This window comes from Ectobacillus sp. OTK (assembly GCF_059698935.1).
This window is the reverse complement of record NZ_AP048547.1, coordinates 3,581,535-3,600,700: the sequence shown is the minus strand read 5'-3', so window position 1 is coordinate 3,600,700 and position 19,166 is coordinate 3,581,535. Positions and strand designations below refer to the sequence as shown.

The window sequence follows — 19,166 nt, the reverse complement described above, 5'->3', positions numbered from 1 at the left end:
ATAGGAACCAATCCCTTGTTTTATAAGGGATTGGTGCTATGAACTTCATAGGACTGAGCGGATGGAACAAACAAAATATCGAATAAGTAATATAGTAGTGTTTTGGTGTATACATAATTTGTTTAAAAAGGAGGGACTCGCATGGTGATTGATATACAAAACATTTCATGGATCAGACAAGGAAAAACAATTCTAAAGGATATTTCATGGCAGGTAAATCAAGGTGAGCATTGGTGCATTGTCGGCCTCAACGGATCAGGAAAGACAACGCTTTTGAATATTTTAACGGGCTATATTTGGCCATCCGCTGGTTCAGTGACGGTGTTAGGGCAACGGTATGGAACAATTAAGCTGCCGGAATTCAGGAAACGGATCGGCCTTGTCAGCTCGTCATTGCAGCAAAGATTTTATGGCCATGAAACAGCGGAAGAGGTTGTGATGAGCGGCAAGTTTGCTACGATTGGGCTTCATGAAGGAGTAGAGGAGGGCGATGAAGAAAGGGCGCGGGAGCTTCTTGTTTTATTTGGATGCGAAAAGCTTCTTGGACGACAATATCATACGTTCTCGCAAGGGGAGCAGCAGAAAGTATTGATCGCAAGAGCCTTAATGGCTTCTCCTGATATTTTAATCTTGGATGAGCCGTGCACGGGTCTTGACTTGCTCGCGCGGGAGCAGGTGCTCTCGATGATTGCTGATATCGCTTCTAAGCCGGATGCGCCGACGCTTATTTATGTGACGCACCATATTGAAGAAATCGTCCCTTGCTTTACGCATACGCTGCTTCTGAAAGAAGGAATGATATTTGAGGCAGGGAAAACAGAGCATGTGCTGCATGCTGAATCGTTGAGCCGATTTTTTGATATTTCGATTGAGGTTCACGAGCGCGAAAATAGAAAATGGATTGTTGCAAATTTGTAACCAAATCATGCAAAAAAGCAGAATAAGCTTGCCATATAAGCCGCGTATTCTGCTTTTTTGTTTGAAGAAAATGATAGGTTTTTAAAATTTCATGTACCATATTGGAAAATTTACGCTTTTTCTCTTCTAAAACCTCAGAATTTGGGTATAATAATCAGATGTACAACTTTAGTATAAAAGAGAGTGAAGCCATATGGGAGGAATACAGCAAGAGAAGGTTGTTGTCATTATTGGGCCAACCGCAGTTGGCAAAACGAAGCTAAGCATTGATATGGCAAAGGCATTTGACGGTGAAATTATAAGCGGGGATTCTATGCAGGTGTACCGGGGCATGGATATTGGGACAGCGAAGGTAACCAAGGAGGAAATGGATGGTGTTCCTCATTATATGATTGATATTCGCGACCCGGACGAGCCGTTCTCGGTAGCAGAGTTTCAACAGCTTGTGCGAACGTATATTCGCGACATCTCAAGCCGAGGCAAGCTGCCGATTATTGTAGGCGGAACAGGGCTGTACATACAATCTGTTTTGTATGATTATCAATTTTCAGAATCGCCGGGTGATGCGGCGTACCGTGAACGTCTCGAAAGATTGGCAGAAACGGATGGAGTAGGGGCAGTATATGAGAAGCTGAAGCAGGCTGATCCGCAAAGTGCTGAGAGGATTCATCCAAATAATGTGCGACGCGTGATTCGGGCTTTGGAGATTTTGCATACAACAGGGAAAACAATGAGCGAAACATTAGAAAGCCAAGAGCAGATCTTGCTATACGAAGCAGCCATCATCGGTTTGACAATGGAGCGTGACAAGCTGTACAATCGCATTAACCAACGTGTGGATTTGATGATGGAGCAGGGGTTATTAGAGGAAGTCAAGTCACTGTATGACCAGGGACTGCGGCATTGTCAATCGATTCAAGCGATCGGCTATAAGGAATTGTATGCATACTTCGAGGGAACGGCAACGTTAGAGGAAGCTGTAGAGGCTTTAAAAACAAACTCGCGGCGCTATGCAAAGCGACAATTAACATGGTTTCGCAATAAAATGGATGTCGCATGGTTTGACATGACGGATGGAGAAAAAAAGGAAGAAATTTTCAGTTATGTAGAAGGAAACCTACGACTAAAGTCGAATATTACGTAAGTAGAGAAAAGAGGAGGATTCGACATGAAGCAATCTATCAATATCCAAGACCAATTTTTAAATCAACTCCGTAAGGATAATACGTTTGTAACGCTGTACTTGCTTAATGGCTTCCAGCTTCGCGGCCTGATTAAAGGCTTCGATAATTTCACAGTATTACTGGAAACAGATGGCAAGCAACAGCTTATCTATAAGCACGCGATTTCTACATTTATGCCGCAAAAAAATGTATCGATTGAGCTTGAATAGGATAAATACGTACATAGGAACAAGGGGTGTCTCAAAAGGTGGCGCGTTACGCTACCCTTTTGAGACACCCCTTGTTTTTTTGATGGGTCTATTATAGCAGTGGCTAGGGTAGAACGGACGGGTTTTACCTTTTATCATTTTCCGACGAAGACCCCCACTTCAAGCATGTGATGGGCGTAGTCCAGTGACAAGCGGGGGATGAATGTTGGCTAGGCGAAACTGAGACGAGAGATTCCCTTGGCTTTGTTTGGCTCTCGTTCCTTCTTTCGTAAGCAGTATACACTATATAAGGATCAAAAGCGTCATGCGAAGTGGAGGCAAGCATTCCGTCACAAGCGAAATGCCAAGATGACAATTTCCAGGCGGAAGGATGCGAAGTGTGGGAACTTTGTGTTCCAATATGATGCACAAAGCCAAACCTTACACATGAGAAGCATCACGGGACAAGTGCTTGTACTTTCACATGTGTATTTTCCTTATGGCCAAGACCGAGTGCAAGAATCCATCGCTGCGCAGCTTTCCTGTCAGAACAAAAAGAAGTATGGCAAGTCAATCGAAGACCATGGTACGTACTACATCATCAAATGTATCATAATTACACTTTCATCGCTGTCTGGTTAGGGTGTAGATATTGGCAGTTTTGTTCATATCAGCTTGATAAGCATGTGATACTACCTTTGGATGAACTTAATCAGTAAAAATAATACTTATTATTGACATATAACTCCCAAAATGTTTAATATTGGAATTATATATAACATTTTATATATAAAAAATGTATTTGTAAGGAGAGAATGAGATGACAACCAAGATTCATATTATGCATACGGGAGCTGTAAATATTGATCGAGCCTTAGCATTTAGAGAAAAAACTTGGCATCCTGCACCGTATACAGGTTGGTTTCGTCCTAAATCAAAAAGAATACGGGTCCCAGTTTCAAGTTATTTAATTGAGCATCCGAATGGTCTAGTTCTCATTGATACTGGTTGGAGTAACGCTATTCGGTATGAGCAGAAGAAGCATGTGGGGAATCTATCCTATTCCATGTTTAAAGGGGAGCTTCCAGAAGGAAAGGCAATCCATGAGCAACTGAAAGCAAAAGGGATTTCAGAAAAAGATCTAGATGTTGTCGTACTGACCCATCTCCATGCTGACCATGTAAGCGGGCTGCATCATGTTAAAAATGCTAAAGAGATAATTGTAAATGAACTTGAATGGGCCCAAGCAAATAAGGAATTAGGGTATATACCGAGCATGTGGGAAGGAATCAACATTACTCCATTTAACCTACAAGAAATTCCATATGGACCTTATAGAGCTGGCTTGGACTTATTTGGGGATGGAACTGTTTATTTGATTCATACACCTGGGCATAGTAAGGGACAGCTGTCAGTCATGGCTTTGATAAGCAGCGGCTGGGTTTTACTTGCATCTGATGTTGGGTATAGCGCAGAGTCTTGGGAGAAGGGGATTCTTCCGGGGATAACCACCGATAAGAAGCAGGCGCTCGATTCATTAGAATGGGTCAAATATTTTGCTGATAGTGAAGAGTGTGTAACGGCTTTGGCCAATCATGATCCAAGTGTAAGTGAAGGAATCATTCGATAGTTCTTATGTAATGTACGTTGATAAAGAATGTTATAGCTGCTAATTTGAGGAGGAGAGAAATTGAAGTAGAACAAGTTCCTTAGATACGGTAATATTTTAATACAAATCATCAATTTGGAGGTTTCGTATACATGTCTCTCTCTCACGTTATTCTTGGGCTGCTTTCTTATCAGGACATGACTGGATATAATTTAAAGTCTTCCTTTGACGAATCTATTAAATGTATTTGGCCTGCACACTTAAGCCAAATTTATAGAGAATTGGGTATTCTAGAAAGTAAGAAGTGGGTCTGTTCACGAATAGAACCGCAGGAAACTCGCCCTGACAGAAAAGTGTACAGTATTACAGAAAGCGGAAGAAACGAACTCGTTACATGGCTGAATAAATCCCCGCAAAGTTTTGATTCTATCGTTCGGGATGAGGCAGCTCTGCGAATGTTTTTTGGCTCAAAGATTGAAAGGAAAGAACTTATATTCCAATTAAAGATGTTTCTTAAAGAAAAAAGAGAGATCCTTTCTTTTCTGGAGCATATGGAGAAAGTTGTAAAGGAAGGACCTTATGACTCTGAGAAAACCTATTGGTTATTCTCACTACGTAAAGGATATAAGCGAATTGAGTCTGAAGTTGCCTGGGCAGAAGAATGTATCAGTGAGTTAGAATTCCTTAGAGAAGAGTAGTAATCCCTAGAACATATTATGCGGATTGAAGTTTTTCTTCAATACACAATTAAAAAAGTTGAAATAGGAAAGATATGTGCTAAATATGCTATCTAAACAGATAGTATATTTTTTTGTATTTTATAGCGGGGTATATAGACAATCAAATATGTGTAATAACAGGGGCTTATAATCAAGCTGCTTATAATTGGCGGAACACAATTTTTAGGGCGTGATTTGGTTGAAAATGCACTAAGTATTGGACATGCTGTAACACTATTTAATTAGGAGAAAATAACCCTAATTTATTCCAAAATGTTGAATCTATAATCAGCGATAATACTTTTTATATGTCAAGTTTGTTTCTCAGTCATTTTCGGCATTTCATATCATAAGTATATGACTTAAATTAAAAAGGGACTGGGGGGAAATAAAAAATGAAATCATCTCAAACTATAAACAAAGAGGGTACAAAACTACAGAGTAAGGAGATAGACAGTCAACCCGTTTGGCGTTCTATCACCATGTTTCTTATCCCTCTTATTCTTAGTAATGCTCTACAATCAATCGGTCAATTAGCTGGAAGTATCATTGTAGGGCGTTATCTTGGTGTGAATGCTTTAGCAGCTATCTCTGCCTTCTTTCCATTGCTTTTTTTGCTTGTTTCCTTTGCGATCGGAATAGGTTCAGGTAGTTCTATCTTAATCGGCCAAGCATATGGGGCGCGCAATGAAGAGCGTGTAAAGGCCATTGTTGGAACAACTCTCACTTTTACTTTTCTATTAGGGGTGTTGTTAACGGTAATAGGGGGCATATTTACTTGGGATATATTGCGGTTATTAGGTACCCCGGAAAATATCCTTGCCGTTAGCGTCCACTATGCGAGAATTTTATTCTGGTCTATGCCGATTACATTCTTATACCTGGCCTATACAACTTTTATGCGCGGTATAGGGGACTCAAAAACGCCATTTTACTTTCTTGTTGTTAGTACAGTACTCAATATAGGATTGTTGCCTGTTCTCATCTTTGGTTGGCTTGGCCTTCCTAAGCTAGGTGTTTACGGTTCAGCATATGCATCTGTATTATCAACAAATTTAGCATTCATTGTTATGCTGATTTACTTGAATAAAACAAATCATCCGCTTCAATTTGATTCATCAGTGCATCGTTGCCTCCGGCCGGATTGGCGGCTGTTGAAATTGCTGTTGCGTCTGGGCATTCCGTCAAGCATCAATATGATTGTAGTAGCACTATCTGAAATTGCTGTTATCACATTCGTGAATCACTTTGGTTCTAGTGCTACAGCAGCATATGGGTCGGTCAATCAAGTAGCAAGCTACGTAACGATGCCGGCAGCAAGCTTAAGTATTGCAGTCTCCATATTTGCTGCACAGTCCATTGGGAGAGGTCAATTTAACCGCCTAACGCAGGTGCTTCAAGCAGGTTTAATGTTAAATTATGTAATTGGAGGTTTTTTAATCCTGCTTGTTTATGTATTTGCCCAAGATATTCTATCTTGGTTTCTAACAAGTGAAGGGACACTTGCTATTGCACATAGTTTATTAGTTATCACACTATGGAGTTATCTAATATCTGGCCATTCACAAATCATTACAGCTGTAATGCGTGCAAGTGGAACAGTATTATGGCCAACGCTGTTCATCATCATATCCATTTGGTGTGTTGAAGTTCCTGTGGCTTACCTGCTGTCAAATTACACTAGCCTTGGTATAAAAGGCATCTGGGTTGGATATCCAGCAGCTTTCTTCGTTAGCCTTGTCTTGCAATATTCATACTATCGTTGGTCATGGAAGAAGAAACGGATAGTACGTATGGTTCATTAAACAATCCATTATTTATCATTCATGTGAGCGGGTTTTCATACAATCTATAAATCTTATAGATTGTATGTGTAATGTTATTTATTGACATATTAACAAACGTTCATTAATATTAGTTTAGCAGTATTATACAGAAATCGAATCCATTTAATGGAATGCAAATTGTGGTAACTAATACAGTCATATTGGATGAAAGGAGGGTCATAATGGCCATTATTGAAAAAGAACCCATACTGCAACTAGACGGTTTATATAACTTTCGTGATATAGGAGGCCTTAGAACACAAGATGGACGCAGAATGAAATCGGGAATTCTATTCCGCTCGGATGAATTATCCCGTTTGTCCCCAAATGACCTAGAAAAATTTAAGCAGTTACATATAAAGTTAATCTGTGATTTGCGAACGCCGCGAGAACAAAAATCAAAGCCTAGCCGAATAAAAATGGAACAAGGAATACAGTTAGTGAATATATCCATCCAAGATAAAAGTCAAGAATTCACACACTTTGAATTTTTTAGATTTCTAGTAGGCAAGTCTAATCAGATAGACTTTGAAAAAATGATGAAAGACCTTTATCAAAACATAGCGTTTAAAAGCAACATGCAGATTAAAGAGATAATAACCTTGCTTTCTGAACAAAAGAATGTACCAGCTCTTATTCATTGTACAGGCGGCAAGGACCGAACAGGTTATATATCTGCCTTAATTCAATTGCTTGCTGGCGTTCCGTATAGCACTGTTTTGGATGAGTATCTGACTTCAAATGATTTGATTGGGCCCCGAATGAAGAGGGTTGAAAGATTTATCAGATGGATTAGTCTGTTTCAAGTGTCTCCTGACCGTTTGAAACCTATTTTAGAAGTTCGGCGGGAGTATCTGGATGAAACTTATAATAGGATAATAAAAGAGTATGGAACAATTGAAAATTATCTCTGTCAGGCTTGTAATATTCAGCAAAATACTATAGATAATTTAAAACACCTGCTGCTTGAATAAGGCAGCAGTATTCTAATTGAGAAACAGTAGTTCTTCTTCGTGTTGAAGGTACCTCTATTTTATCATTCATGTGAAAGCAGATTTTTACACAACAGCTAAATCTTATAGATTGAATATGTAATATTATGCATTGACATGTTAACGAACGTTAATTAGCATTAAGTTAGTAATATTTAATGGGAATTTAATCCATGTGATATTCTATTTTTTAAACAAACAAAATTGGGAGGTGCAATATGAAAAATGTATATATGAATTCGGGTCGTGTTAGCTTGGATCAATCGATAAAACAGAACGATATCAGTGGTAGAATTATATTCTCATTATTAATGCGCACATTATTATTTATAGCGTTTGGTGTATTATTCGTTGGCCTTTTTGCTTTGAAGGGAGATGATTCACCTTTGAATGCTGCACAAAAGTGGTGGCCTTTTCAAGCTATCTTTGCTAATATTTCCACCTTTTTTATTCTACGATCTTTTATGAAAAAAGAGGGGCTTAAATACCTAAGTATTTTTAACTTTAAAAGGGGCAGACTCGGAAGGGATGCATTGGAGACTTTATGGCTTATTGTTGTAGGCTTTGTAGTAGGCGGGATCCCTTTATATATTTTTTCTTACATTTTATTAGGGTCATTCATTCCGCCTGATATTATGTTCCAAAAGCTTCCTGTGTGGGCCATTGTTGTATCATTAATTTTATTCCCTTTATCAAATGGGCTTGTGGAAACACCTACTTATATTGGCTATGCACTTCCTCGAATCCATGCCAGTACTGGAAAACTGTGGCTTGCCATTCTTCTTGCCGGTTTAGCACTTGCATTACAGCATGTTGCATTACCTTTGGTTTTTGATGGTCCATACTTGCTATGGAGGTTTTTATCATTCGTTCCGCTGGCTATCACCCTGGGTATTATTTTCGCAAGAACCAATAGGTTAGCTCCAATTGCGCTTGCTCATTTTTTCATGGATTTGCAACTTATGATCCAGCTTGTAATCACGACCTTATCTTAAATAAAAAAGGAGTTCCAAATGAACAACATAGTAAAAGATCTTGATGTATCAAATACAAAGTACAAAATCCTTGAAACTGCTATTGAATTATTTTCTCGCAAAGGGTATTCTGCTGTTTCAGTCCGAGAAATAACAAAAGCCGTTGGCATTAAAGAAAGTGCTTTATATAATCATTTCAAGTCTAAGGAAGAAATTTTAGAGTGGATTTATTCCTGGTTTCAGACGCAGCATGCAAGAACGCGTCCTGATCAAGGTGTGATCATTTCCATCGCTAGAAGCTCTACGGTAAGGAATTTTTTGACACAAGGTATGGAAATTTTTAAGAAAACCGCAGAAGATAACCTGCATGAAAAAATGTGGAGAATTCTTAACATCGAACAATTTAGAGATCAACGTGCGAGAGACATTATTTTAAACGATGTCTATGGAGGAACAGTTAATTTTTTGGAAACAGCATTCCAGGCATTTATTGATGAAAAGAAAATGAAACAGCAAAATGCTAAATTTCTTGCAATTGAATATCAATATCCCCTTTTCGCCATGATGACAGAATACTTGCTATTAAGGTATGACAACAAAGATACCTTTGAAGTAGAAAATAAAATGGAACAGCATTTAAACTTTTTTCTTTCTGCCATTGAAAATTAGCAGGAGTTTTTTAACCAAAAAACTCCTTACTCATCAAACCGAATAGGGATTAAAGATAAAGGAAGATGTAGGATAGTAATTTTATATTAACGAACGTTAATTAATGTTGAATGATAAATAATTAATGGTAATTTAATTTAGGTGATATTCTGGTATGTTTTAGGAGGATTTAAAATGAGAGTTCTTAGTTAGAGAAAATTAAAGAAACCATTGACGATCAAGGCTATGAAGTAGAGTGAACATAGATGAGGTGCTATTTAGCACCTCCTTGGTCACAAGTTGATCATTGAAAAACGGGGTGAAGGTACATGAGTATAAATGTTCAAGAAGTGAATCTTCCAATCACGGGTATGACTTGTGCTTCTTGCGCGGTGAGAATTGAAAAAGGGTTAAAGAAGCTCGAAGGCGTAGAAGAAGCAACAGTCAATTTTGCATTGGAGCGAACATCAATTAAATACGATTCAAGTAAAGGTTCAGGGCGAGCAGCCGAGTTGGGGGTTCTTTTTAAAGGTGGAGAGCACTTGGAGATGACTCACCGAATTGATACGATCATTTTGGATAAAACAGGAACTGTAACGAATGGAAAACCAATTCTCACGGATGTATTAGTTGAAGAGAATTTCATGGAAGAAGAGTTTTTGAGATTAGTTGGAACGGCCGAGAAGCAATCAGAACATCCGTTGGCTCAAGCAATTGTTCAAGGTATTCAGGAGAAGAAGGTTCCTTTAAGTGAAGTATCAGAGTTTGAAGCTATCCCAGGATATGGAATCAAAGCGGTTGTCAATGGCAAAGAGATTTCAATCGGAACCCGCAAGCTAATGAAGCAAAATAAGATTTCTATTGGCCGCATCCTGCCAGCGATGGAACAGTTAGAAGGAAACGGAAAGACTGTGATGCTCGTCGCAATTGATCAACAGTATGCCGGCATGGTAGCTGTGGCTGATACTATTAAGGACACATCAAAGGGCGCAGTCAAACGATTAAAAGAGATGGGAATCCAAGTAATCATGATTACGGGTGACAATCAACGGACAGCTGATGCGATCGCTAAAGAGGCAGGTATTGATGTCGTGATAGCGGAGGTGTTGCCAGAAGGAAAAGCAGATGAAGTGAAAAAGCTTCAGCAGCAAGGTAAGCATGTAGCAATGGTTGGGGACGGTATTAACGATGCACCAGCTCTTGCAACAGCTGATATTGGGATGGCAATCGGTACAGGAACAGATGTAGCGATGGAGGCAGCGGACATTACGTTAATGCGGGGGGACTTAAACAGTATTGCCGACGCAATCTTTATGAGTAAAAAGACGATTACAAACATTAAGCAAAACTTATTCTGGGCATTTGCCTATAATGCCATCGGCGTTCCAATTGCTGCTATTGGTCTGTTGGCACCTTGGCTGGCAGGAGCAGCTATGGCATTTAGCTCTATATCTGTTGTGCTAAATGCCCTTCGTCTACAAAAAGTAAGACTATAAAAAAGGCACATTATGGGGAGGTGAAGTTTGATGAAAAAGTGGGCGATTGCTGCCATTGTTTATTTGCTGACTGTGATAGGCGGTTATTCCATTTATGCGAGCTTAGCGGTTGATGGAAAACGAGAAGAAACGAAACAAAATCATCATGAGTCAACCGAAAAGAAGGAGACTGACAGCCATGAAGCAGAAAGTCATGAGCATGGTGAAGAACGTAGTGACCATGACAGTACTGCCATAGCTGATAGTGAAGTAACAACAAGTTTAGAAGTGCACGGTCAAGAATTAGTCATTGCAATCAAAGATTTATCGGGGAATGCCGTAACAGACTTAGAAGTAAATCATGAGAAAATCATGCATTTAATCGTAGTCGATACACACCTTAACCAGTATGTTCATCTCCATCCGGAACAGATAGAGCCAGGTTTGTTCAAAGTTCAACATGGGTTACTGAATGGATCGTATAAGGCATTTATTGATATTAAGCCAAAACAGTTGGGATATCATGTACAACCTGTTTCCTTCTCCATAGGTGAGAAGGGAAAGGAACATGCGCATAATTCCCTGAAAGTTGATCAAAAGTTGACTAAAACAGTGGATGAACGTACAGTCACGTTAGAACTGAGTTCGTTGCAAGCAGAGGAATCAGTTGAGCTAAAGTTTTTAGTTAATGGTCCATTAGAACCTTATCTTGGTGCCGTAGGACATGTCGTCATATTAGATGAGAAAGCAGAACAGTACGTTCATGTTCATCCTGCCAATGATACTGAACCGATCTTCGAAACTCAGTTTGACCAACCGGGGATTTATAAAATTTGGGCGGAGTTTAAACAAGAAGGAGAAGTGCGAATCTATCCATTTACCGTAGAAATAACACAGTAGCTGTTCACAACAAGACAGCGCGCCGAACCGAAAAGGTCATTGGCGCGTTGGTGTTCAATTCTTAGCAGGTCTTCCTTTAACCAATGTTGAGGGAAATATTATTAATTTAAAGGATGACCAAAAGTATCGCGATCTCTATATGATAGGATTTATCGCAACAATAGGCTGCTTTATAAAGGTGGATATCAACTGAATAATAAATTTGTAAGGAGTTTTTTATGGATATCATTATTGGATTAATTATGGGTTTAGTAGAAGGGCTAACAGAGTTTGTGCCTGTATCATCAACTGGTCATTTAATACTTACAGGTCATTTGCTTGGTTTTGAAGGTACTCCTAGAGCCACTACCTTTGAGGTCGTGATACAATTAGGGTCTATTTTAGCAGTCGTAGTACTCTTTTGGAATCGCATATTAACGATTTTAGGGCTGCGTCGGAATAAGGAAAATGGTGGCACTGGCAATCTGAGCATCATACATATAGCTATTGGTATCATTCCTTTTGGTATCGGAGGGGCCGTTTTATACGACTATATTAAGCAAGTTTTGTTTCAGCCTCAAACTGTTGTTGTTACACTTGTGGCAGGAGGCGTTCTTATGATCATAGCTGAAAAATTCAAACCTGTGCCTTCTTCTAATTCGCTTGACCAAATCACGTATAAACAGGCTTTCGTAGCGGGATTGTTTCAATGCTTGGCGCTAGTTCCTGGTTTCTCCAGATCGGGCGCTACATTATCCGGCGGGCTGCTAATCGGAATGAATCATAAGACAGCATCTGAATTTACATTTATAATGGCTATTCCAATTATGTTTGCGGCATCAGGAAAAGATCTATTTGAGAGTTGGAACCACCTGAATGCAAATGATCTGCCATTGTTTATGACAGGATTTTTAACAGCTTTTATAGTAGCAATTATCGCAATTAAGTTTTTCTTGAATTTAATTAATAAGATTAAACTAATTCCCTTTGCTCTTTATCGTTTTGTATTAGCTTTCCTATTTTGGCTATTTATCTTATAGGGTAAAGAGTGAGCTCAAAATGAAAGAGCAGTTATGTGAAAAGTGGGCTTTGTTGTATAATAAAAAATAGAACGTAAAAACACAGTCTGGTTGGTAGTCCAGACGCATTGAGTCTTTCTTTTGGGATCAATGTCAGTAACCTTCCCCCCTCGGGATGTCCATCGTTCTAATGTATTATTAGAGGGGGATTTTATGAAACTAACAGTTTATTATGATGGTCAATTTTGGGTAGGTGTTATTGAGGAAGTTCATGAAGGGAAATTGAAAGCGGGCAGGCACGTATTCGGTTCTGAACCAACTGATACTGAAATTCTGGAGTTTATCTATAGACAGCTATTAGACATAACAAACAGATTGTCTGAAGAAATCAATACAAAAACTCCTAATGAGCGGCGAATAAACCCAAAGCGTCTTGCAAGACAAGTGGCTGATGAAATGAAAAATAAAGGAATATCTTCTCATGCTCAAGAAGTTCTCAAACTGGAATATGAGAAAAGAAAAAAGGAAAAACAAACTTTTTCCCGGCAGCAAAGGGAAGAAATGAAAGCAAGAAAGCGAGAAATAAAACGTCAAAAAGCGAAAGATAAACATCGTGGAAGGTAGTTGAAAAATCGGTGAGTTACCCGATTTTTTACATCTTTTTATCGTAAAGAATGGAGAAAACTAATCATCTATTGACGAATTTGTTTTTCAACAGTCTGAAACCCTCTTATTTATAAGAGGGTTTTATTTTTGGCGTAATCATAATACCGTTTGAGAGAAAGTCTTGTCTTAAAGCCCACTCGCTTCATAATCTCCTGCTCGCTCACTTCCTGCTTGATGAGTTTCAGAATAAACGTATTACGAAAATGCTGACCTGAGATTCCTTTACGTAATCCTGCACGCGCAACCTCCTGACGAATCATCTTTTGTACAGCAATTTCAGTTAAAGCTTTAGGGGCATCGTTTTCATATACCCAGCGGTACGTATTACGATTAAAATCAAATGCGACAAACAGCGGGTCGTCAGAATGGTATTTTGGACGAACCGGCTCTGGGATAATTTTATAGTATTTGTAGAGCTGTTTTTTGTCTTCCACGGAAAGCGTAATCGTACGTGCGATTCCGGAAACAGGAGGAATGGAAAGTGTGTTTGTTTCAAAATGGACATGGTGCATATTCAAGGAAATGAGTTCTTGTAAAGATAGCCCGTAATCAAGAAGTAGTGTAATGATGCTGATGTTTCGGTCAATAAGTAAAGAGCGGGCTGGAAGCTGCTTTTCCGACAAATTTTCGAGAGACGAAAGGGTGTTCTTCAAACGGTTTTCTTCCTGTTCTGTAATAAAGTCGGCCTTGCGCAGCGCTCGGTCCGGTTGAATAACAATTTCCATTTCTTTTAAAGGGTTTATCATGCCGGGATTGGATAATTGGAAAAATTGGTACAAACGATTAAGAACGATGAATACACGGTGTATCGTTTTTTCAGAATAATGACGAATCGTTTTTAATTCAAAAAAGTAATTTTCGTAGTCTTTTGTACATAGGGATGCCCATATATTGTTAGAAGAAACTTTTTCATTCTTTTCAAGCCAGTGAATAAAATCTTCGATATCGTACACGTAACGCTTAATGGTTGATGGTTTCCTGCCCTTACTCGTTAGGTAAGCAGCAAATGTACGAATCGTATTAAGCAATTCATCATTTTGAATCCGCCTTGTCTCCAACATCTCACCGCCCATCATATTTTTTCTAAATTATAACAGAAAATGATAAACAAGTGTTGAATTGTTAGGAAAGTGCTAAAAGGTTAGGGGTGATTGTATGGAACAGTCCATTCGAAAGAAAAATAATAACCAAATTAATATCGTGTTAAATACGAGAACGAAAGCACCCGCCCCTGTTCCGCCGCCAAAATCCATATTGACGGAACCGTCCCCAAAGCATGAAATGTTAAAGCAAATAGAGGAAGAGATGAGCAGGCTTGTCGGCATGAATGAGGTCAAATCCATCATTAAAGAAATTTACGCGTGGATTTACGTGAACAAAAAGCGGCAGGAAGCAGGACTTAAGGCAGAAAAGCAAGTACTGCACATGCTCTTTAAAGGAAATCCCGGAACAGGCAAAACAACAGTTGCGCGCATCATTGGGAAGCTTCTGTTTGAGATGAATGTACTATCTAAGGGCCATCTTGTAGAGGCGGAGCGTGCAGATCTTGTTGGGGAATATATTGGACATACAGCACAAAAAACGCGTGATTTAATTCGAAAATCATTAGGGGGCATTTTATTTATTGACGAGGCGTACTCATTGGCGCGGGGCGGGGAAAAGGATTTTGGTAAAGAAGCAATCGATACTCTCGTCAAGCATATGGAGGATAAGCAACATGATTTTGTTCTTATCTTAGCGGGATATTCACGGGAGATGAACCATTTTCTCTCCTTAAATCCAGGCTTGCAGTCGCGGTTTCCATTTATTATTGAATTTCCGGATTATACAGTGAATCAGCTGCTTGAAATTGGAAAACAGATGTATGAGGAGAGAGAGTATCAATTGTCCAAGGAAGCAGAGTGGAAGCTGCGGGATCATCTCAATGCGGTGAAATATTCTTCTTCCATTACCGCCTTTAGCAATGGGAGGTATGTGCGGAATATTGTAGAAAAATCTGTGCGCTCCCAAGCGATGCGGCTTCTGCTGCAGGATTCGTATGATAAACATGACCTGTTGACAATTACAGGTACAGACCTATCATTTGAGGAAGAACCGCAGGGCTTGTAAGCCCTGCGGTTCTTTGCTGCGCCGATGCTATTGGCATCGAAGGCTTATATCTTTGTATTGCTTTTTTTAGCACGATTTTCAAGAGCAGTTTTTGGATCACGTGATGCTTCATCCGGTGTTAAGCCTTGCGGATTTACGCTGGTTCCTTGGTCGGTACCGCGATTTTTCTGTTTTTTTCCCATTATAGTTATCCTCCCTTAATCGTTTTCGCGTTGCTCGCGGAGCTGATGATGCCGTTCCATTTTATCGCTTTTTGCGCGAGCTGAGTCATCAGCATTGCCAAATTGTCTCACTGAGCTTCTATGTTTGCCTTTATTGACGTGATTGGTCATATCTTGCACCCCCTTGCTCTTATAGTATTTGCATTTTGCATGAAAAAAACAGCCTGAACAGGCTGTTTTGTTTTTCGAAGATTAGATAAGAAAGTATAAGCTTTTGTGTATTGTCTAGCTCCAACGTCCTGCTTGCCGTGGGGAAGGATCTCCATCCAGTGAGGCAAAAAGCGCCCCGCCCGGCAGAGAACTGTCCTCTTCCAAAGCAAAACGAGCCGATTCCGCTTTTCTTAATACGATTGATTCGTAAGCGATTTATGCGGCAGCTTCCAGTTGTACTGCACAGAGAGCATCCGGCAGACAACAATAAGAACGAATAATCCATACATGCCGACCGCAGTATGAACGATACCAGAACCAACGGCAAATCCCGCAAGAATCGTCCAAAGTGCGTATACTTCCGCGCGCAGTACGAGCGGTTTCCGCTTTGCTAAAACATCACGAATGATACCGCCGCCAGTCCCGGTTAAGACAGCTGCAACAATTGTCGCACTAATTGGCAGATGTAATTGCTGTGCGTACAATGCCCCTTGAATTGCAAATGCGGACAGGCCGATGGCGTCAGTAATATTTTCCCACCGTTTCCAGTGCTTTATTAGTTTGTTTGGAAACAAAAAGATGATAGTCATGGATAAAAGCGCAATTTGAAATAATGAATCCTGTTTCCAAAGTGCATCAATCGGGTATCCTATTAGCAGGTTACGCATTGCTCCGCCGCCGAATGCTGTTGCCATACCTAAAATATACACTCCAAACAGATCATACTCTTCTTCCATGGCAACGATAGCGCCGCTGATAGAAAAAGCGATTGTTCCAATAATACCAAATATTTCCCAAGTCACGTTGAAAATCCTCTCCCCTTATGTGATAAGCAACTAGATGAATGATGCCTCCTCTGCTATTATAGTAGAAGGTTGAACTTTCGAAAAGAAAGAGTGAAGATATTTGAAAGAAAAAGCAATTTTAGTCGGCTGTCAATTGCCGCACGATGATGAAGAACGGTTTACATATTCGATGGAGGAGCTTGCCTCGCTTGCTAAAACGGCACAAGCGGACGTGCTCGTTACGACAACGCAAAAGCGCCCAAGGTTTCACCCTGCTACATATATCGGTAAAGGAAAGCTGGAGGAGCTTGCGGCTCTTGTAGATGAGCTGGAGCCGGATATCGTTATCTTTAATAATGAGCTAACACCAAGCCAGATTCGCAACCTGTCAAAGGAATTAGATGCGAGAGTTATTGACAGAACGCAGTTGATTTTGGATATTTTTGCTCAGCGTGCGAAATCAAGAGAGGGGAAGCTGCAGGTAGAGCTTGCACAGATGCAATATGCACTGCCGCGTCTTGTTGGACAAGGCGAAGCGCTATCTCGTCTTGGGGGCGGTATCGGGACAAGAGGTCCAGGGGAAACAAAGCTGGAAACGGACCGCCGTCATATTCGTTCGCGTATTAATGAAATTAAACAACAGCTTGCTGTGATTGTTGAGCATCGCTTGCGCTACCGCGAACGTCGTAAACAAAACAGCACGTTCCAGATTTCTCTTGTCGGTTATACGAATGCGGGGAAATCCACGCTGTTTAACAGGCTGACAGCAGCAGACACATTTGAAGAAAACCTGTTATTTGCCACGTTGGATCCGACAACGCGCAAAATGCAGCTGCCGTGCGGCTATACGGTGCTTTTGACGGACACGGTCGGATTTATTCAAGACTTGCCGACCTCGCTTGTTGCTGCATTTCGTTCCACGCTTGAAGAAGTGAATCAGGCAGATTTTGTTTTGCATGTTGTAGACTCTTCAGATGTGAATTATGTTGGTCATGAGCGGACGGTGCGGGAACTGCTGCATGAACTAGAGGTAGAGCAAATTCCATCTCTTACTGTCTACAATAAGAAAGATGTGCAGCATCCCTCCTTTTTACCGTCTCCTAAGGGAGAGAATATTGTGATCAGCGCGTTCGAGCAGCAAGATTTAGAGCGGCTGCGTCATACCATTGAACGGGATATGCTGCAGCTTATGAAGCCGTATCATATTGCTATTCCTGCATCTGAAGGGCGCCTGCTTCATTTATTAAAGACAGATAGCATTTTGAAGGAAACGGTGTTTGATGAAGAGGAGCACACATATACGTGCAAAGGATATGTATTTCCGAATTCTCCACTGAACGGACACATTCAAAGATATACAGCAAGAAAAGGGGAAGAGAAAACCGATGTTTAATCGATTTCAGCACGGAGAAAAAATTGCTCCGATTGTAGCAAAAGTAGAACAACAGATTGCGGGAGTACATAAACGTATGGATGAGGTAGCCGAAAGCAATCAGTTTCGGGTACTCGAGAGCTTTCGCAAGCATAAAATCAGCGATTCGCACTTTATTCCGACAACAGGATACGGATATGATGATATTGGACGCGATACGCTTGAACAGGTATATGCAGACGTGTTTGGTGCGGAAGCAGGACTTGTTCGGCCGCAAATTATTTCCGGAACGCATGCCATTTCTACTGCTTTATTTGGAATTTTGCGCCCTGGCGATGAATTGCTGTACATTACCGGAAAACCATATGATACATTAGAGGAAATTGTCGGTATACGAGGAAAAGGCATTGGTTCTTTTAAGGAATTTCAAATTGGTTACCGTGCTGTTAACCTGACTGCGGAAGGACAAGTGGATATTTCAGCAGTCAAGGAAGCCATTCGGGACAATACTAAAATGATTGGTATTCAGCGATCTAAAGGATACGCAACTCGTCCATCCTTTACAGTAGCTGAAATCAAAGAGATGATTGATGCTGTAAAAAGCATTAAGCCTGATGTGGTTGTATTTGTGGACAATTGCTATGGAGAGTTTGTCGAGGAGCTTGAGCCTTGTCACGTTGGCGCGGATCTAATGGCAGGATCGCTTATTAAAAACCCTGGCGGCGGCATTGTGAAAACCGGAGGATATATTGTTGGTAAAGCGCAGTATGTCGAGGCGTGTGCCTACCGCTTAACGTCTCCGGGGATTGGGGCCGAAGCCGGTGCATCGCTGTATAGCCTGCAGGAAATGTATCAAGGCTTTTTCTTGGCGCCGCACGTAACAGCACAGGCCTTAAAGGGTGCTGTGTTTACAGCGGCATTTTTGGAAGAGCTTGGCATGAATACATCGCCTCGCTGGGATACGCCGCGGACTGACCTCATTCAATCTGTTCAATTTGATGATGCTGAACGCATGATTGCATTTTGTCAGGCGATCCAATATGCTTCGCCCATTAATTCGCATTTTAAGCCGCATGCGAATTACATGCCAGGCTATGAGGATGATGTTATTATGGCCGCGGGCACATTTATACAAGGAGCAAGCATCGAGTTATCGGCAGATGGGCCGATTCGCCCTCCTTACGTAGCATATGTCCAGGGCGGCTTGACCTATTCGCATGTCAAAATTGCGATTTGCTCTGCAATTGATGAGCTGCTGCAAAAAGGCTTGCTGCAGCTAGAGCAAACGATATAGAGAAAAGTATTATAAAATGAGGCCAAATGCATACCATAACAAGGTGCGGACTGGGAATAGACACGCTATTGTAAATCTGTCATAAAAAGTAACATTATTTGACAGGTTACATTGGCGTGTTATAAAATGAAGATATGT

20 protein-coding genes and 2 pseudogenes are annotated in these 19,166 nt (G+C 40.5%); 18 read left to right on the top strand and 4 right to left on the bottom strand.

The features are described 5' to 3' along the window. Positions 1–141 precede the first annotated feature (141 nt). The 15 genes and pseudogenes from AC6HZ4_RS17870 to AC6HZ4_RS17800 all read left to right on the top strand — a co-directional run bounded on the left by AC6HZ4_RS17870 (position 142) and on the right by AC6HZ4_RS17800 (position 13,055). Positions 142–918 carry an ABC transporter ATP-binding protein gene (locus tag AC6HZ4_RS17870; protein ID WP_497491031.1) on the top strand — a complete coding sequence of 259 codons (777 nt, stop codon included), beginning with the start codon at positions 142–144 and terminating at the stop codon, positions 916–918. A gap of 193 nt (positions 919–1,111) precedes the next feature. Continuing rightward, entirely contained in the window at positions 1,112–2,062 is a 951-nt protein-coding gene (gene miaA / locus AC6HZ4_RS17865) for a tRNA (adenosine(37)-N6)-dimethylallyltransferase MiaA (protein ID WP_497491030.1), read from the top strand. Positions 2,063–2,086: 24 nt separating this feature from the next. Then, entirely contained in the window at positions 2,087–2,311 is a 225-nt protein-coding gene (gene hfq, locus AC6HZ4_RS17860; protein WP_129726720.1) for an RNA chaperone Hfq, read from the top strand. Positions 2,312–2,548: 237 nt separating this feature from the next. Beyond that, positions 2,549–2,932: a hypothetical protein gene (locus tag AC6HZ4_RS17855; protein WP_497491028.1), complete on the top strand. Its 384-nt coding sequence runs from the start codon at positions 2,549–2,551 to the stop codon at positions 2,930–2,932. 178 nt (positions 2,933–3,110) lie between these two features. Continuing rightward, positions 3,111–3,920, top strand: a complete 810-nt coding sequence (locus AC6HZ4_RS17850; RefSeq protein WP_497491027.1) for an N-acyl homoserine lactonase family protein — start codon at positions 3,111–3,113, stop codon at positions 3,918–3,920. A 131-nt stretch (positions 3,921–4,051) separates the two neighbouring features. Continuing rightward, positions 4,052–4,597 (top strand): PadR family transcriptional regulator, encoded by a 546-nt coding sequence (locus AC6HZ4_RS17845; RefSeq protein WP_497491026.1) that lies wholly within the window; start codon positions 4,052–4,054, stop codon positions 4,595–4,597. A 416-nt stretch (positions 4,598–5,013) separates the two neighbouring features. Next, positions 5,014–6,423 carry an MATE family efflux transporter gene (locus tag AC6HZ4_RS17840; protein ID WP_497491025.1) on the top strand — a complete coding sequence of 470 codons (1,410 nt, stop codon included), beginning with the start codon at positions 5,014–5,016 and terminating at the stop codon, positions 6,421–6,423. Between the two features lie 203 nt (positions 6,424–6,626). Further along, entirely contained in the window at positions 6,627–7,418 is a 792-nt protein-coding gene (locus AC6HZ4_RS17835; RefSeq protein WP_497491023.1) for a tyrosine-protein phosphatase, read from the top strand. A 236-nt stretch (positions 7,419–7,654) separates the two neighbouring features. Then, positions 7,655–8,431, top strand: coding sequence for a CPBP family glutamic-type intramembrane protease (locus AC6HZ4_RS17830; RefSeq protein WP_497491022.1), 777 nt, complete (start codon positions 7,655–7,657; stop codon positions 8,429–8,431). 18 nt (positions 8,432–8,449) lie between these two features. Further along, positions 8,450–9,079, top strand: coding sequence for a TetR/AcrR family transcriptional regulator (locus tag AC6HZ4_RS17825; RefSeq protein WP_497491020.1), 630 nt, complete (start codon positions 8,450–8,452; stop codon positions 9,077–9,079). 308 nt (positions 9,080–9,387) lie between these two features. Beyond that, a pseudogene (locus tag AC6HZ4_RS17820) lies at positions 9,388–9,537 on the top strand (cation transporter); the annotation flags it as partial. Positions 9,538–9,549: 12 nt separating this feature from the next. Next, a pseudogene (locus AC6HZ4_RS17815) lies at positions 9,550–10,554 on the top strand (heavy metal translocating P-type ATPase); the annotation flags it as partial. A 30-nt stretch (positions 10,555–10,584) separates the two neighbouring features. Further along, on the top strand, positions 10,585–11,433 hold the full coding sequence (locus AC6HZ4_RS17810; RefSeq protein ID WP_497491019.1) for a DUF8832 domain-containing protein: 849 nt from the start codon (positions 10,585–10,587) through the stop codon (positions 11,431–11,433). 218 nt (positions 11,434–11,651) lie between these two features. Continuing rightward, the gene (gene bacA, locus AC6HZ4_RS17805; protein ID WP_497491016.1) at positions 11,652–12,452 is read left to right on the top strand and encodes an undecaprenyl-diphosphate phosphatase; all 801 of its coding nucleotides are present in this window, start codon (positions 11,652–11,654) and stop codon (positions 12,450–12,452) included. A gap of 192 nt (positions 12,453–12,644) precedes the next feature. After that, positions 12,645–13,055: a YjdF family protein gene (locus AC6HZ4_RS17800; RefSeq protein WP_497491014.1), complete on the top strand. Its 411-nt coding sequence runs from the start codon at positions 12,645–12,647 to the stop codon at positions 13,053–13,055. A gap of 110 nt (positions 13,056–13,165) precedes the next feature. On the opposite strand, the gene AC6HZ4_RS17795 is transcribed toward AC6HZ4_RS17800, so the two are convergent. Then, entirely contained in the window at positions 13,166–14,158 is a 993-nt protein-coding gene (locus tag AC6HZ4_RS17795) for a tyrosine-type recombinase/integrase (RefSeq protein WP_497491012.1), read from the bottom strand. Positions 14,159–14,252: 94 nt separating this feature from the next. Between AC6HZ4_RS17795 and spoVK the strand changes: the two genes are divergently transcribed. Beyond that, positions 14,253–15,206 (top strand): stage V sporulation protein K, encoded by a 954-nt coding sequence (spoVK, locus tag AC6HZ4_RS17790; RefSeq protein WP_497491010.1) that lies wholly within the window; start codon positions 14,253–14,255, stop codon positions 15,204–15,206. 44 nt (positions 15,207–15,250) lie between these two features. Here the strand turns inward: spoVK and sspL are convergent, their stop codons facing one another. The 3 genes from sspL to AC6HZ4_RS17775 form a co-directional block, all read right to left on the bottom strand. Further along, positions 15,251–15,388, bottom strand: coding sequence for a small, acid-soluble spore protein L (gene sspL, locus AC6HZ4_RS17785; RefSeq protein ID WP_497491008.1), 138 nt, complete (start codon positions 15,386–15,388; stop codon positions 15,251–15,253). A gap of 15 nt (positions 15,389–15,403) precedes the next feature. Next, a complete protein-coding gene (locus tag AC6HZ4_RS17780; RefSeq protein WP_497491006.1) occupies positions 15,404–15,538 on the bottom strand; it encodes a hypothetical protein in 135 nt (44 codons plus the stop codon). Between the two features lie 230 nt (positions 15,539–15,768). Then, positions 15,769–16,380, bottom strand: a complete 612-nt coding sequence (locus AC6HZ4_RS17775) for a trimeric intracellular cation channel family protein (RefSeq protein WP_497491005.1) — start codon at positions 16,378–16,380, stop codon at positions 15,769–15,771. A gap of 103 nt (positions 16,381–16,483) precedes the next feature. On the opposite strand from AC6HZ4_RS17775, the gene hflX reads away from it, so the two are divergent. Both hflX and AC6HZ4_RS17765 read left to right on the top strand, forming a co-directional pair. Further along, on the top strand, positions 16,484–17,755 hold the full coding sequence (gene hflX / locus AC6HZ4_RS17770) for a GTPase HflX (protein WP_497491003.1): 1,272 nt from the start codon (positions 16,484–16,486) through the stop codon (positions 17,753–17,755). Beyond that, positions 17,748–19,028 (top strand): methionine gamma-lyase family protein, encoded by a 1,281-nt coding sequence (locus AC6HZ4_RS17765; protein ID WP_497491002.1) that lies wholly within the window; start codon positions 17,748–17,750, stop codon positions 19,026–19,028. Before hflX ends, AC6HZ4_RS17765 begins: the two co-directional genes overlap by 8 nt. The last annotated feature ends 138 nt before the right edge of the window (positions 19,029–19,166 follow it).

Coding starts and splice junctions, on each gene's coding strand:
- AC6HZ4_RS17780 (WP_497491006.1), bottom strand. CDS start 15,538: ATGACCAATCACGTCAATAAAGGCAAACATAGAAGCTCAGTGAGACAA.
- AC6HZ4_RS17795 (WP_497491012.1), bottom strand. CDS start 14,158: ATGTTGGAGACAAGGCGGATTCAAAATGATGAATTGCTTAATACGATT.
- bacA (WP_497491016.1), top strand. CDS start 11,652: ATGGATATCATTATTGGATTAATTATGGGTTTAGTAGAAGGGCTAACA.
- AC6HZ4_RS17850 (WP_497491027.1), top strand. CDS start 3,111: ATGACAACCAAGATTCATATTATGCATACGGGAGCTGTAAATATTGAT.
- hfq (WP_129726720.1), top strand. CDS start 2,087: ATGAAGCAATCTATCAATATCCAAGACCAATTTTTAAATCAACTCCGT.
- AC6HZ4_RS17835 (WP_497491023.1), top strand. CDS start 6,627: ATGGCCATTATTGAAAAAGAACCCATACTGCAACTAGACGGTTTATAT.
- AC6HZ4_RS17810 (WP_497491019.1), top strand. CDS start 10,585: ATGAAAAAGTGGGCGATTGCTGCCATTGTTTATTTGCTGACTGTGATA.
- AC6HZ4_RS17845 (WP_497491026.1), top strand. CDS start 4,052: ATGTCTCTCTCTCACGTTATTCTTGGGCTGCTTTCTTATCAGGACATG.
- AC6HZ4_RS17825 (WP_497491020.1), top strand. CDS start 8,450: ATGAACAACATAGTAAAAGATCTTGATGTATCAAATACAAAGTACAAA.
- AC6HZ4_RS17800 (WP_497491014.1), top strand. CDS start 12,645: ATGAAACTAACAGTTTATTATGATGGTCAATTTTGGGTAGGTGTTATT.
- AC6HZ4_RS17870 (WP_497491031.1), top strand. CDS start 142: ATGGTGATTGATATACAAAACATTTCATGGATCAGACAAGGAAAAACA.
- AC6HZ4_RS17765 (WP_497491002.1), top strand. CDS start 17,748: ATGTTTAATCGATTTCAGCACGGAGAAAAAATTGCTCCGATTGTAGCA.
- spoVK (WP_497491010.1), top strand. CDS start 14,253: ATGGAACAGTCCATTCGAAAGAAAAATAATAACCAAATTAATATCGTG.
- AC6HZ4_RS17830 (WP_497491022.1), top strand. CDS start 7,655: ATGAAAAATGTATATATGAATTCGGGTCGTGTTAGCTTGGATCAATCG.
- sspL (WP_497491008.1), bottom strand. CDS start 15,388: ATGGGAAAAAAACAGAAAAATCGCGGTACCGACCAAGGAACCAGCGTA.
- miaA (WP_497491030.1), top strand. CDS start 1,112: ATGGGAGGAATACAGCAAGAGAAGGTTGTTGTCATTATTGGGCCAACC.
- AC6HZ4_RS17840 (WP_497491025.1), top strand. CDS start 5,014: ATGAAATCATCTCAAACTATAAACAAAGAGGGTACAAAACTACAGAGT.